8 protein-coding genes and 2 pseudogenes are annotated in these 14,638 nt (G+C 57.4%); 8 read left to right on the forward strand and 2 right to left on the reverse strand.

Going from position 1 to position 14,638, the window contains the following annotated elements:
- Positions 1-63: 63 nt before the first annotated feature.
- Both K6I40_RS05345 and K6I40_RS05350 read left to right on the forward strand, forming a co-directional pair.
- Positions 64-1,063 (forward strand): annotated as a pseudogene (locus tag K6I40_RS05345) (IS630 family transposase).
- A 1,163-nt stretch (positions 1,064-2,226) separates the two neighbouring features.
- Positions 2,227-3,576, forward strand: coding sequence for a glycoside hydrolase family 68 protein (locus tag K6I40_RS05350; protein ID WP_222914709.1), 1,350 nt, complete (start codon positions 2,227-2,229; stop codon positions 3,574-3,576).
- A 226-nt stretch (positions 3,577-3,802) separates the two neighbouring features.
- Here the strand turns inward: K6I40_RS05350 and K6I40_RS27985 are convergent.
- Both K6I40_RS27985 and K6I40_RS05355 read right to left on the reverse strand, forming a co-directional pair.
- Positions 3,803-3,967 (reverse strand): annotated as a pseudogene (locus K6I40_RS27985) (IS5/IS1182 family transposase); the annotation flags it as partial.
- 872 nt (positions 3,968-4,839) lie between these two features.
- Positions 4,840-5,085, reverse strand: coding sequence for a hypothetical protein (locus K6I40_RS05355; protein WP_222914711.1), 246 nt, complete (start codon positions 5,083-5,085; stop codon positions 4,840-4,842).
- A gap of 652 nt (positions 5,086-5,737) precedes the next feature.
- Here K6I40_RS05355 and K6I40_RS05360 point away from each other — a divergent pair.
- The 6 genes from K6I40_RS05360 (at position 5,738) to K6I40_RS05385 (ending at position 14,601) form a co-directional block, all read left to right on the forward strand.
- Complete coding sequence (locus K6I40_RS05360) at positions 5,738-7,441, forward strand: ABC transporter substrate-binding protein (RefSeq protein WP_222914714.1); 1,704 nt, start codon at positions 5,738-5,740, stop codon at positions 7,439-7,441.
- A 214-nt stretch (positions 7,442-7,655) separates the two neighbouring features.
- Complete coding sequence (locus K6I40_RS05365) at positions 7,656-9,878, forward strand: glycoside hydrolase family 32 protein (protein WP_222914716.1); 2,223 nt, start codon at positions 7,656-7,658, stop codon at positions 9,876-9,878.
- A gap of 99 nt (positions 9,879-9,977) precedes the next feature.
- Positions 9,978-10,988, forward strand: coding sequence for an ABC transporter permease (locus tag K6I40_RS05370; RefSeq protein ID WP_222914718.1), 1,011 nt, complete (start codon positions 9,978-9,980; stop codon positions 10,986-10,988).
- A complete protein-coding gene (locus K6I40_RS05375) occupies positions 10,975-11,976 on the forward strand; it encodes an ABC transporter permease (RefSeq protein WP_255681651.1) in 1,002 nt (333 codons plus the stop codon). The genes K6I40_RS05370 and K6I40_RS05375 overlap by 14 nt, the downstream gene beginning before the upstream one ends.
- A gap of 58 nt (positions 11,977-12,034) precedes the next feature.
- Positions 12,035-14,323 (forward strand): ABC transporter ATP-binding protein, encoded by a 2,289-nt coding sequence (locus tag K6I40_RS05380; protein WP_255681652.1) that lies wholly within the window; start codon positions 12,035-12,037, stop codon positions 14,321-14,323.
- On the forward strand, positions 14,320-14,601 hold the full coding sequence (locus tag K6I40_RS05385) for a hypothetical protein (RefSeq protein WP_222914720.1): 282 nt from the start codon (positions 14,320-14,322) through the stop codon (positions 14,599-14,601). Before K6I40_RS05380 ends, K6I40_RS05385 begins: the two co-directional genes overlap by 4 nt.
- The last annotated feature ends 37 nt before the right edge of the window (positions 14,602-14,638 follow it).

Genomic DNA, 14,638 nt, shown 5'->3' on the forward strand with positions numbered 1-14,638 from the left:
GGAATGGCAGTCAAGCTATAGTAACCGTTAGAACTTTCTACTCAGAGATTGTTGCTAAGCGTAGTGGATCATCTCGACGAAATCTCTGTCGAGGAATTGCAAGATGCCCTCGACAACGTGGAGGGGAAGAAGCCGACACAACGGCTCTTAGCGGCAATAGCGTTCAAAAACGGCGTTACACAGACTGAACTAGCCGAGTGGTACGACGTTCAGCGACGCACGATCTATAGCTGGCTCAAGCGACTCGACACCGACGAGTCGCTTGAGCAGGCTGTTACTGATGCTCACCGATCTGGGAGAAAACGAAAGCTCTCAGAAAAAGAGCAACAAGAATTCGAGGAAGTTGTCCACGACTCACCCGAGGAAGTTGGGGTTGACGCGCCGGCGTGGACGCCGGCGCTCGTCCAGCAGTATCTCGACGAGACCTACGATGTCGAGTACTCAATCCCGAGTTGCCGGCGGTTGCTGAACGAGGCGGGATTGAGCTACCAAAACCACGCCGCACAGCCGCTGAAGCTGAGGCTGACGAACAAGAAACGTTCTACGACGAACTCAAAAAAAGCGGCGGGAGATGGACGCCACAGTAGTCTGTATCGACCAAACCAAGAAATCCGTGCAAGTTGAGCCGCGTGCCGCGTGGTTTCCGCGCGGCACGCGGCCCTCTGTCGAACTCTCTGGCCAACGCGACTGGACGTGTCTGCTGGGCGCGATCACCGAAAACGGTGATCGCTTTTTCTCCCGATTCACTGAGTACGTCACCGCCGAACACACGAAACATTTCATTTTAGCATTATGCAGAGAATTCGAAGGTAACTTGATTGTCGTCCTAGATGAAGCGCCATATTTTCAAGCGTCAGCCGTCACGGACCTGGCGGCCCGTGACGACCTCGCCTTCGTGACGTTACCGTCGTATTCGCCGGAACTGAATCCTGTCGAGGAGTGCTGGAGACAGCTTCAAGCGTCTCTTAGCAACCGCTTCTTTGATTCACTCGACGAGCTGACGACAGCGATTGATACAGCTCTCGACCAACTCTCAATCCCAAAGGTAAGTAACTATTTCTAACGCATACTATAGCGCCGAGCACTGGCTGACTGCCTACACCGCCTACTACAATCACTTCCGAAACCATCAAGAAATCGACGACAAAATGTTAACTAAATAATCAAAGTTAGCAAATATAATTTAGTAGTACCACTTTCAGATACTGTTTTCCGTTTTAGAGAGATTCGGTGTAGTTCGAGCATAATCCATAATTAGATACAGAAAGCCGATCTACAGCCGACGAACGAGAGCTATATTACGTTCGATCGACGAAACCGTGATCAGACTCGATAATCAGCGTATTGGCTATGCGCCGCTATCAATCCCAAAGCAAACAGATTGCTCTCATGTACTTCACTATTGGGCGCAAAATACAGTACTTACTTCGATATTTCTGAACGGATCCATAGAGAAGTGCAATGTTGAAAGTAGCGTATTTCTCGTCAATTCAGTACCGTGGCTTAAAGACGCATTCCATCGTCACGAACTCCGATTTCGATCCGAAAACATGGAGATCGAGCGCTGTTAAACACTTCTTCTAGGATACAAAATATTTCACCTATCAGCTTAGTAATCTCTTCAGAAATGCCGATCCAACAACTGTCAACACAGGGTTACGGAGCTACACAGATTGCTAAAACCAGTTGGTCTGAACAAGATTTGATAAAATGGTAACTAACTTCAACTATAGGTTATCAATCTGGACACCCCGCAAAGTAGTGTCTCGATGGACGGCGCAATTACCATGATTAGCGATTCGGCGAAGAAGATCGAAGAGGACAACATCTCAATAGAATATGTCGGTGTCAACCGAGTCAGTCGGAGAGTCGACCATCGGGTACCGCTCTGATCATCAAGCTACTGATGATGATTCATATCACTCCTCTTACTAATAGTTGGATAACTGTACATGAAATACGCTATCTTGAGAGCAGGTTAAACTCTATCTGCCGAGTATGACGTCCGCTTCCGCTCCTTAAACCCCGCTGTATATCATTTATTGAGTCGATCTCTGGTGATTATCCAGCTAACTTTATATCCTACTTGTAATTCAAGCTGCTTTAACTATAAAAGTTCTCTTGTGATCTCTCGAACATCGAATGAGTTAATTATATGTCGTTCGTACTACACAGATTGTCTGTACTGAAATATTTAAGTACTATTGGAGTAAATACTCAGATCCGATGGTAGACGAGAATACTAAGCGAAGCAGACGTAATATCCTCAAAACAACTGGGGCACTCGGTGTGGCCGGTCTCGGACTATCGTTTGGAACCGGCACCGGGGTCGCACTTGAGACGGGTGAAGCGAGTGAGTGGACTCGTGAACACGCAAACAGCATCGCACTCACAGACGAGACGACTGCCCCGGATATCGATGAGAACTCCGACGTGATATCGGACGACTACTGGATCTGGGACACGTGGCCACTTCGACACCGCGACGGCTCGATCGCGAAGATCGACGGCTGGCAGATCGTCTTCTCACTCACGGCGTCAAAGGACCTTGTGCCGGGCGCTCGGCACAACGAGGCGACGATTCGCTACTTCTACTCCCGGAATGGTCACGACTGGCAGGAGGGCGGGACGGCCTTCGAGAACCCACTCGGGCACCACCAGTGGGCCGGCTCTGCGATGTACGATCAGAGCGAGGACCAGATTCACCACTTCTACACAGCGACCAGCCCGGAACCGGAGTTCCGCCAGCGACTCGCACTCGGCAAGGGTGCGTCCCTCCGGACCAGTCCGCATGGCGTCGAGCTGACCGGCGATCAGGAGCACGTCATTATCGGCGAAGCCGACGGGGATCTCTATCAGACCCTAGAGCAATCCCGGGAGCAGGGCATCGTCTACGCGTTCCGTGACCCGTGGTACTTCGAGCATCCCGAGACCGGTGAGGATTTCGTCGTATTCGAGGGGAACACGCCCACGGAAGGCGATGGCCCAGATGACCCGCAAAGCTACAACGGAAATGTTGGCGTAATGCGAGCAACCAACGACGAACTCACCGAATGGGAGCTCCTCCCTCCTAATCTGGAGGCGATCGAGGTTAACCAGCAGTTGGAACGCCCGCATTATGTCTTCAATAACGGGAAGTGGTATCTATTCGTCCTCAGCCACGAGTTTACGTTCGCTCCCGGACTCAGCGGCCCCGATGCGCTGTACGGGTTCGTAAGCGATTCGCTCTACGGCGAGTACAAACCGCTCAACGGGAGCGGGCTGGTTCTCGCAAACCCCGAGTCGGCGCCCTTCCAGGGCTACTCGTGGCTGGCGATGCCCCACGGCGACAACGTCCTGATCGAGAGCTTCGAGAACTTCCGCGGCCTCGATGACACGTCCCGGGGCGAGATCGGCCTCGACGAGGTCGGCCATCTGCCCTCCGAAGAGCAGAAGGAATTGTTCGGTGGAACGCTGGCACCGAGTCTGAAGCTGCAACTCAAGGGGACTGAAACGCGGGTCGTCAGCGAGCTCAATGACGGCCACTTCCTTCCCTCGGGTGGATCGAACGAGGGGGCGAACGGAAATAATCAGTAAGGGAACTAGTTAGCTTCGGAGGGATCTTCTACTCACTTGGGTTCGATCCTCGAAAGGTAGCAGAGCCCAGCGGACCTACGGGGCCACGAACTGCAGGCAGAATGGGCCACTGATCGAGTGACGAGCTCGATCTCAGAGGACCTTTCCGATACGAGAACCGAACCCGTAAGGAACCCTATAGCAGACGGGATCCGAATACCGTGGGAAAGGAGCAATTCTTCAATAATCTGCTTCGGAGGATTGGTAGGCCGCAGTCCGTGACTACATCGTTGGTTCGTTCGAGCTGCGTCTGGCGGTTGTACGTCTCAACCAAGACCGATTGCTTGAGCTGAACATCTCTACTGTGTATTTTGAGGAAGTCTTCGACCTATTCGATACCGAGTGGATCGTCAGCAGTAGTGGTCTCCAACTGTCGGACCGTCGTTTCACGCAATTGCTTCGACATCGATCGGACTGATTTGGTAAGTAGAGAGGGTCACCGCTGCAGCCGCGACCGAACAGGCCGACGACGGACTCATAGAGGTGTACTTTCATCGAAGCTAAGCGGGACCGGAAATCCCGCGAGGTCGAAAAGAGCGCTTCGCACTCGTTTGAAGGTTTGCCGAAGGGCAGCTTTGCTGGCCCGCAGCGCAAACATTTGGAAAGCATATCGTTCTAACAGCTGTTTCGGCGAAACTTTGCTGAAATCGAATGGCGTTACGAGTACTGCGTCTGTATAGAATGAGAGTAGCAGTTGCGACTTCTATAAATAGCCCTAAAAGATCGAGAGTACCGCGTTTGAAACGACACAATTCTGATTAGCCGTGAAAACGTAGGAGGAGTTGTCTTGTCTTTGAGTGACTAGATAGATGGTGGTTGGAAGATCGGCGAGTGACAGACTAGAGGGCCTGAATTATTGTCCGTCCTGTCATTCATTGGATTACCAATCGCGTATTCACACTGACGAGATGTTCACACGAACTATGAACTTAGTCACAACGAAGTCATTGTGAAACAGATCCGCTATTGATGAAATACGCCCATTACAATAGTATCTGTGTAAAGGTTGAGGTGGATAATTTGCTGAAACTGAGTACGAAGGAATTCAAATAGAGATCAATTCGTTTCTCGCGATTGTCGCCGAAGCCCCGCTTAGAATCGCAGCAGAAATAATGTCACAGTTACAGTAAAGTCAAGAGGTCGGTCTCCGGTACCGCTTTCCCTACCCCCCGTCGAACGAGAGCCAGTTGGTTAGCGCCATTCGGGGAGAGTTAGAGAGGAGTTTCACAACTGCTCCTCCTCGGCTCGCCGCTTTCGACACTGATACAAGAGGTACGTCAGGAGAATCAACAGAACGACAAAGATGAACAAATCGAGGACAATCAAGACGTGGGCAGCCGACCCCGATTCGACGAGCGGATACGCTACAAGTGCGAGCACGAGGAACAGTACGTCGGCGACGAAGAAAAGCCAGAATACTGGTTCGTACCCACGCACACGATTCCAGAATCGATCAGCGAATGTACTCATAGCTGTCTGTTTCGGTCAAGAGAGCTAAAAGCGTTGTCACTCGATGAAACAGGGGGACATCGTTCTGCTAGAGCCTTCCATAGCACGATTCGTTGATAGCACGTAGTGATTTTTGTTCTCCGGTGTTGGGAAGTCACTTGCTATCTTTACATTCGTACTCCTGTAATTGATGGCCGGCAGCGGAACGATCTTTCTCGCCGTATTGAGGAGTTTTCTCGAGACAGTGAACACACCCATTCTACACGATACATAATGTACCTTGATTATGATGAAGATTGGAGTCGGGCCTCAGGCGCTGTATGTACCGATATACGCTGTACCGTGAGAAGTTCACTCTCCTGAGGAAGGAGACTGTCTGGTAACCATCACATCGATTCACAGTCGTAGTGAATATTATTGATCAGTCCCGTTCGCGCCGGCAGACCGGATCTGCGTACCGAGCGCAGACGTCTGGTCATCAGACCAAATTTATAAGTAGTATGACCAAGTATCGCATAGGTGTATGGTAGATGGTAACTCAGGTGATGGGAGGGAGCGTATGCGCTCTCGTCGTCGACGGGTGCTGAAAGGTATCGCAGGCGCCGGTGTTGCATCAATCGCTGGCTGTTTGGGATATGGGAACGAGACGGGTTCGGATCGATTCCGGGTCGAGATGGCCAACCAGCCGGACCAGATCAACTACAACCCCTTCGGACAGCAGACCCCCGGCGTCTTGAACAAGATCATCTTTGAGCAAGGCGCGCGGTGGCATGCCGATGAGGGAGAGTGGGCGCCACTGCTCGTCGAGAGCTGGGAATACCCATCGACAGTCCAGTCCGGGGCGACCGTTCGGTTCGACCTATATGATACTTATACGTGGTTCAACGGAGACGCGTACACGGCCGAGGACTTTGTGGGGCAAATGCGCTGGCGGAACGTGAACAACGATGCCGTCTGGGACTTCCTCGACGATGTCGAGCAAACGGGCGAATACAGCGTCGAGATGACGCTCGCTGAGAAGATCGACACCCAGCTGTTCGAGAACGCGCTGTTCGGGATGGGCGACGCCCCGACCAACTGGACGTTCAAGTTCGACGTCTTCAGGGACTACCTCGAGCGCATGGAAGACGCCGATTCCGACGAAGACCGGAGTACGATCCTCCAAGAACTCGCCGAGTGGAACGTTTCGCTCGACGAGGCTCGTGAGAAAGGGCTCGGGAACGGGCCGTTTATGCCGTCGGAGTCAACAGCGAACCAGCTACTCCTAGAGAAGTACGAGGACTATCAGAACCCCCACATCACGGCGAACGACATCGCGTTCGATACGATGGAAGCGCTGCCGCTTCAGGGGCCGCAAGAGAAGCTCCGATCGCTGCGCAACAACGAGGTGGATGCGCTTCACAACGTGGCATTCAACTCGGCGCAGGCCGACCAGATCCCGGACAACTATGAGTCCGTCAGGTTCTACAGCCACAGCGGCGAGTCGATCTCGTTCAATTGTCGTCGAGAGCCCCTCGACAACCAGCGGGTCCGGTGGGCGCTCTCGAACGTGCTGCAAGCGAGCCACGACACACTGATGCAGAATCTGCCGCTCTCGGACGTGAACAAGGAGCGCGTCAACCTGTCCGCGGGGATGTCCCAGCCGCTCATCGACGAGTGGCTTGGAGACGTCAAAGGTCAGTTCATGCAGTTCGACGGCGGGACCGAACGAGCCACCAAACTCCTTCGGGACGAAGGATTCACCCAGGAGAACGGTATGTGGTACAAGCCCGGCGGCGAGCAGTTCACGCTCACGTTCAGGGACGCCGGATTCCATAGCAACCGGACAGAAACTGCGTCGCGGATCCTCAGCGACTTCGGTATCGAGACCGAAGCGATCATCGTCGAGGACACCACGTACTTCGGGCAGACGGTCCCCGAGCGGGACTACGATCTCACTAACTGGTGGGTTGGCCAGTCCGCACCGCTTCCGTACGAGGGATTCCAGAACCACCTCGTCAACGAGGCGTGGGTGACCGCGTATCCGCTCGGCGTGTCCTCCGTCTCGGAGTGGAACGGCGAGGGTACCAGCGAGTTCATCGTCGAGGTTCCGCCGATCGGTGAGCCTGACGGGGAGCTTCGAGAGATGAACATCCGGGAACGCCTTCAGGCGACCGCGCGAGGCCAGAGCAGGGAAGAACAGCGGCCGCACATCCAGCAGCTAGCATGGTTCTGGAACTGGATGGACGCTTCCTGGGGACCGTGGACGCTGTACATCGCCTCTGAGTACTACAACACCGAGAACTGGAACTGGCCCGCAAACGACAGTGCGATCATGAAGACACCGAGTGTGCAAGACTGGCCCGTCCGCCAGGGCCAGCCGATGCCTAACGAATAAGCGAACGCTCCGCCTCGCAACGATCAGTTACGTGAGCGTGTCGCTCTCGATTCCGACCGCTCCCTCGGTGTGGAGTAGCTGCTGCACCCGCTAATCACTTAAAGCCTCCAGATATAGTTATTCTGCCCATGAATTCCGGCATTAGGGCGCCCCTTCACGCGTATTTCCACTGGTGGCCAAAATACTTTTGTAGTATAAACGCAGTGTGATAGATATGCAAGCTGAGGACCCGAAGTCAAAAGACTCTCCCAGCCTTGGGTTTCTGACCGCGGGTGAACTGACGGACGAACAGCGCGCAGCGCTTCGAGCTGCACGGGAGATTGTGGCCGTGGACCGTGTTTTACTCGAGGACCTGCCAACGGAACGATCGCTGTCGTCGTTCGATGTGCTCTGGTGGCACCGTGATCTTCCCTTCGCGGAGGAGACGTTCCCGTCCGGTGCGGTCGACGCACTGATGGCGTATCTCGACGGGGGCGGCGGGCTTCTGTTGAGTCTACACGGAGTTACGACCGTCGAGGAGTTGGGGATCGATCCGCAGCCGCCGGATCTCATCGATGAGACGTACAAACCAGTCCACAAGTGGGGTCAGCGCCCGGCGGGGTTCCTGATCGGTTCACGGTTCGCCGACGCCGACCTGTTCGGGTCATGTGACGGAAACCGCGTTCACACGCAACCGTCCCGTAGCGAATCGACACCCCGAGTGGCCTACGAACGCCGGATCCCAAAGCGTGGAACGGTTCTCGCGAGCGCCGCTGTCGGCGAGACAGACGTCCCTCGAGAGAACAGCGTCATCGGCTGGCAAGTCGGGGCGGGAACCGTCGTCGGCATCGGCCAACACTTCACGTTCGATGGCATACCGTCGGAGTACCTGACAACACTGCGGACGATTCTTCGCGGGGCGATCAAGCACATTGCCCGCGGGGAGGCCGCGATGTATACTCGACCGCGGAGCGGCGCGGAACTGGCGCAGGTCCGGACAGAGATCGATGACGACCCTCACCGCCCCTCGTACCATTTCACGCCGCCGGCAAACTGGATGAACGATCCGAACGGGCTAATCAAATGGAACGGTGAGTATCACCTGTTCTACCAGTACAACCCGGCCGGACCGTACCACGGATCGATCCACTGGGGGCATGCGGTGAGCGACGACCTCGTTCACTGGGAAGATAGGCCCGTCGCGCTAGAGCCCGACGCAGGGGGGCCGGACCGGCACGGGTGCTGGTCGGGCTGTACGGTACTCGATGACGACATCCCAACGTTCGTCTACACCGGCGGCGACGGACACAACCAGCTCCCCTGTCTCGCTCGCGCAGCCGACGACGACCTCGATACCTGGCAGAAGTCCCCGCAGAATCCGATCATCACCGACCCTCCCGAAAGGCCGCTGATCCTCGCGAACGGCGACTGGAACGCCGAGTTTCGCGACCATGATGTCTGGAAGGAGGACGGAACCTGGTATCACCTCATCGGCTCCGGGACCGAGGACGCTGGCGGAACGGCGCTGTTGTATCAGTCGGACGACCTTCTCGATTGGGGGTACGTCGGTCCAATCCTAGTCGGAGACCGCGACGAAGACGGGCCGATCTGGGAGTGTCCGGAGCTACTCGACTTCGGCGACCTGCAGCTGTTGCAGGTCTCGAACTACGACAAGGTCGCGTACTTCCTCGGAACGTTCGACAGTCAGACGTTCGATCGAAAGGACTCGGGGACGCTCGATCACGGGAACTACTACGCCGCCCAATCGATCCCCGATGGCGACGGTCGGTACCTCTCGTGGGGCTGGATTCGTGAGGATCGCAGTGCGTCCGCGCAGTGGGACGCGGGGTGGTCCGGTGCCATGTCTGTCCCTCGTTCGCTCTCGCTCTCGTCCGACGGTACTCTCGTGGTGCAGCCGGCCGAGGAACTCACTCGTCTTCGGGGAGAACGCGAGACGATCGACCGCCAGACGCTCTCACCGAACGATCCGTCGCCGTGTGACGGCGTCTCCGGTGACGCACTGGAGATTCAACTCGAACTGGAACTCGATGGTGCTAACGCGTTCGAGCTCGTCGTCGCGTGCTCCGATGGCGGCGAGGAACGAACGTTGATCCGGTACACGGACGGCGACCGTCTGACCGTCAATCGCGAACACTCCAGCCTCTCGGACGCCGCAAACTCCGATCCGCAGTCAATCGACGAGGTACCCCAGTCCGACGACGGCATCGTTCGCCTGCGCGTGCTCGTTGACGCCTCGGTCATCGAAGTGTTCGTCAACGACCGGACTTGCGTGAGCAGCCGAATCTACCCCACTCGGCCCGATAGCACCGGCGTCTCGCTCGAGGCAGTCGGCGGAGCCGTTGAACTCTACTCGGCAGACATCTGGTCGCTGAAGTCCGCCTTCGCGGACGACTCGAGCGCCGAGGCGGCCTCAAACTCCGAAATTAACCTTGATTGACACAATAGCCGTTAAGTATATACAGTTTCGTCATGTGATTCCGCCTATCACAACTGCTAGCACTATGAGAGTGAAAAATACGACGGAGGGGCGCCGCGGATGAACTACTATGTAAAGCGCGTAATCCGATCGTTCGTGACTCTAGTGCTGGTCATCACGATCACGTTCGGTCTGACGCGTCTGATGCCCGGCGGCCCCGTCGATTACATGCGAGCGAAGCTTCGCAAGCAAAATCCGAACATGCCGTCCGAGCAGATCGACCAGATGGTGCAGGCGTACGTCGGCGTCAAGCCAGACGAACCGATCTACGTGCAGTACCTGAACTACGTCACTAGCGTCCTTCAGGGCGACCTCGGCGAATCGACGTACTACAACGAGCCGGTCGTCCAGATCTACGCGGAGGCGATTCCATGGACGCTGTTCGTTCTCGGAACAGCGATGCTTGTGACGTTCGCGATTTCGATCTCGCTCGGCGCGCTTCTCGCTTACAAGGAGGGAAGTCGGCTTGACTCCGTCGTCAGCACCGTCGCGATCGTGATGAACTCCGTCCCCTATTACGTAGCGGCGATCATTCTCATTGCGATCTTCGTCACGAACCTGGGAATGTATCCGCTTTCCGGGAGAACGAGCCTCGGCGTCACACCGGGCTTCAACCTTCCGTTCATAGTAGACGTGCTACGACACGCGACCCTGCCGATGCTCTCGGTCATCATCACGGGCTTTGGCGTCCAGACGCTCGCGATGCGGAGCAACAGTATCAGAGTACTCGGGGAGGATTACATCCGTGTAGCACGGTTGCGGATGCTCCCCACGAGTCGCATCGCGAACCAGTACGTGGCTCGGAACGCACTCCTCCCGATCTACACCGGCTTCGTCATCCAGATCGGGTTCATCTTCGGGGGTTCAATCATCCTCGAGGACATCTTCCAGTACCCGGGTGTCGGGTACTACTTCTTCAACGCGATCACGGCGCGTGACTATCCGTTGATGATGGGCGGGTTCCTCATCATCTCGGTTGCAGTCGTCATCGCGGTCACGATTGCTGATCTCACCTACGGACTGATCGATCCGCGTGCGGGTGCCGGGGGTGATTCCAGTGAAGCCTACTGACGAGGACAGGAATCCGATGGCCGACGGCGGCGATATCAACGCGGCAGAGATCCCGCTTGAGAGCGTCTCCGTCGAGGACGTCACCCGACGCGACCGGATCGCCAAGGACCTTCGCGAGCACTGGGAAACGTTCCTGCTGGCGTGGTCCGACTGGCGGTTCAAGGCCGGATTCCTGATCCTGCTCGGATTCGTCTTTGCCGGAACGGTCGGCGTCTGGCTCGTCGAACCACCGACGTATCAGGACGGAAATAAGTGGGACAGACCGTCCTACTTCGGCGAGAACCCGCTTGGCACTGATCAGTTCGGACAGGACATCGCCGCGCTGTTGATTCACGCGACGCCGGACATGCTGTTAATGCTGATGGGCGGGGCGGTGTTCGCTACCGGGATCGGCGCGTTCGTCGGTATCGTCTCGGGCTACAAGGGCGGTCGGGCCGACGAAATACTGATGACGCTGACTGACACGGCGATGATGATTCCCGGGCTCCCGCTGATCATCATCGTCGGCGCGATCTGGGAGCCAACTAGCCCGATCCTCGTCGGTATCCTCGTGTCGATCAACGCGTGGGCCGGGACGGCGCGGTCGCTCAGATCCCAGGTCCTCACGATCCGGGAAGAGGCGTACGTCGAGGCCTCGCGGATCATGGGCGTCTCGACCGGATCGATCCTGCGCAAGGACATCACGCCGCAGCTCCTCCCGCTCATCCTCGTCAATTTCGTGATGTCGGGGCGGGGAGTGATCTTCAACTCCGTGGCGCTGTACTTCCTCGGGGTGCTTCCGGTCGAAGGTGTCAACTGGGGCGTGATGCTGGAGAAGGCGTACAACGCTGGCGCGGTCACGTCGCCACAGTTGTACTACACGGTTCTGTGGCCACTCCTGACGATCGTGCTCCTATCGTGGGGACTCATCATGCTTTCTCAGGGGCTCGACCGTGTCGTCAATGTCAGGGTTCGCGACCGCCACGAAGGCGAGGGGACCAAACAATGATCGCGCTCGTACGGATGGTTACGGCAGATAGCCACTCACCGCAAACGAAGGTGTACTCATGAGTTCCGACTACGAAACACACGAACGCGAAGTAGTACAACAAACGAACGCAGCGTCGGCCGACCGAGACGTGATTCTAGAGGTTCGAAACGCCTCGGTCGAGTTCGATATGGGCCGCGGGACGTCGCGGGTCCTCGACGACGTCTCGATGGATATCCGCCAGAGCGAAATCCTCGGCGTCGTCGGCGAGTCTGGCTCTGGGAAGTCGATGTTCGCCTCAGCGCTCCTCGACGCGGTCGTCGAGCCGGGCCAACTCTCCGGGGAAGTGATCTATCACCCCCAGGACGGCGACCCGGTCGACATCGCGAATGCCGATCGTGACCTGCTGAAGCGGTACCGCTGGAAGGAGATTTCGATGGTGTTCCAGGGCGCGATGAGTTCGTTCAATCCGACCCAGCGGATCCGCGATCACTTCACGGAGACGCTGAAGGCGCACGACCACAACCTCAAGTCGGGGATGGACCACACGCGCCGGCTGCTGCGAGAACTCCACCTTGATCCCGATCGGGTGCTCGACGCGTACCCCCACGAATTGAGCGGCGGAATGCAGCAGCGAGCACTCATCGCGCTCTCGCTAGTGTTGAAACCGCGAGTGCTAGTGATGGACGAGCCGACCGCGGCGCTCGACCTGCTGATGCAGCGATCGATCCTCGGCCTTCTGGAGAACCTCCAGGAGCGGTACGATCTCACCGTCGTGTTCATCACCCACGACCTCCCGCTGGTGGCTGGCCTGGCGGACCGGATCGGCGTTCTGTACGCCTTCCAGATGGCGGAGGTCGGTCCGACCAACGAAATCCTCCGCGATCCCGCTCACCCATACACAAGGGACCTGCTCAACGCCGTTCCGAACCTCGAAACGCCACTGAACTCGATGACGCCGATCGAGGGACGGGCACCCGATCCGGTCGACACGGCGACCGGCTGCCGGTACGCGTCTAGGTGTCCGCTGGCAACCGACGAGTGTCGGTCCGAAGACCCGCCGTTCTTCGACGTCGGTGCTGACCACGAGACTGCCTGTCATCACTGGGAGCGAGCGCGCGAGGAGATCCCGTTCAATCCGACCGAAAGCTCCGAACAGGTCGAAACAGACGCCGTGACAGGTCGCCAATCAGACGATCCGGTACTCTCGCTCGACGACGTGGACGTCCACTTTGAACGGAACTCGGGGCTTCGGTCGAAACTCACTGGCGACAGCGAGACTGTCTACGCCGTCAACGACGTTACCCTCGATATCTACGAGAACGACGTGGTCGCGCTCGTCGGCGAATCGGGCTGTGGCAAGACGACGCTCGGGAAGACCGCTATCGGTGTCCAGCGACCGACCAACGGGAGGGTTTCGCATCGGGGAGTCGACGTCTGGAACGCCCGCGACGGCGGCGACGACGCCTACGACGAGATCCGCTCGGCGCTACAGATCATCCACCAGGACCCGGGGAGTTCGCTGAATCCCAACCGAAGCGTTCAGGAGATCCTCGAGACCCCGCTCAAGCAGGCTCAGGACAACCTCAGCTTCAAGGATCGACGAGAACGGATCATCGCGATGCTAGAGTACGTCGGCCTCTCCCCGGCTCGTGATTACGCCGACCGTTACCCACATCAGCTCTCCGGCGGCGAGAAACAGCGCGTTGCGCTCGTGCGCGCACTGTTCATGAATCCGGACCTCATCCTAGCTGACGAAGCGGTGAGCGCGCTGGACGTATCGCTCCGCGTCGAGATGATGGATCTGATGCTCGAACTGCAACAGCGGTTCGATACGTCGTATCTGTTCATCTCGCACAACTTCGAGAACGCGCGGTATCTCGCTGGAAAGGTTGACGGCCGGATCGGCGTGATGTACCTCGGAAACGTCGTCGAGATCGGTCCCGCCGAGGAGATTATCCGGAACCCGCGTCATCCCTACACGAAGATCCTTCGCTGGTCGACGGCGGACATCGACCCCGACGACAGCAGCGGGGAACTACCGGTGCGGAGCATCGACATCCCGGATCCCGTCGACCCCCCGAGCGGCTGCCCGTTCCAGACGCGGTGCCCGAAAGCCCGCGAGCACTGTACCGAGGAGTGTCCGTCACTTGATCCGTCGAACGGGGGTTCGGATGATCACGCGATCGCCTGCTTCCGCGAGTGCGATAGTGACCATCCCTACTGGGACAGCGAACCGCTCGACGGTGCTGATGGCGACGAGTCCATCTTCGGACCCGACCGTCCGCCCGAAGAACGTGCGGCTCCGGACGGCGGTGAGCGGACCTCGGACGATCACTCCGGGGACGTACGGAGGAAGGACCGATGAGCGTGAACGATACCGACTGGGGTACCGAAGATAGCCGGGAGCGCAGTCGGCTCCGTATCCTGCTCGATCAGTACCGGGCGCTGTTGTACACGTTCGGGGTGGCCGTCCTCCTGGCCGTTCTCGGAGCGACGATCGATGCCGCGTCCGGCTCACTGACCGACAGCACGAAGCTCGCCCATCAGACTGCGGGGCTACTTGGTGCGGCGGCTCTGGCGCTCGGGATCTGTCTCCTGCTCATCATAGCTCTCTGGAGTCTCCTCGTCGTCACGGACCGCTGATCAATGACCGTATTCTCCCGCGAAACCGCACAGCGCC

The organism is Natrinema sp. SYSU A 869 (assembly GCF_019879105.1).
Classification (GTDB): domain Archaea; phylum Halobacteriota; class Halobacteria; order Halobacteriales; family Natrialbaceae; genus Natrinema.

Excerpts from the sequence above, each read along its gene's own strand:
- K6I40_RS05360 (WP_222914714.1), top strand. The coding sequence starts at position 5,738 with ATGGCCAACCAGCCGGACCAGATCAACTACAACCCCTTCGGACAGCAG.
- K6I40_RS05365 (WP_222914716.1), top strand. The coding sequence starts at position 7,656 with ATGCAAGCTGAGGACCCGAAGTCAAAAGACTCTCCCAGCCTTGGGTTT.
- K6I40_RS05380 (WP_255681652.1), top strand. The coding sequence starts at position 12,035 with ATGAGTTCCGACTACGAAACACACGAACGCGAAGTAGTACAACAAACG.
- K6I40_RS05350 (WP_222914709.1), top strand. The coding sequence starts at position 2,227 with ATGGTAGACGAGAATACTAAGCGAAGCAGACGTAATATCCTCAAAACA.
- K6I40_RS05355 (WP_222914711.1), bottom strand. The coding sequence starts at position 5,085 with ATGAGTACATTCGCTGATCGATTCTGGAATCGTGTGCGTGGGTACGAA.
- K6I40_RS05385 (WP_222914720.1), top strand. The coding sequence starts at position 14,320 with ATGAGCGTGAACGATACCGACTGGGGTACCGAAGATAGCCGGGAGCGC.
- K6I40_RS05370 (WP_222914718.1), top strand. The coding sequence starts at position 9,978 with ATGAACTACTATGTAAAGCGCGTAATCCGATCGTTCGTGACTCTAGTG.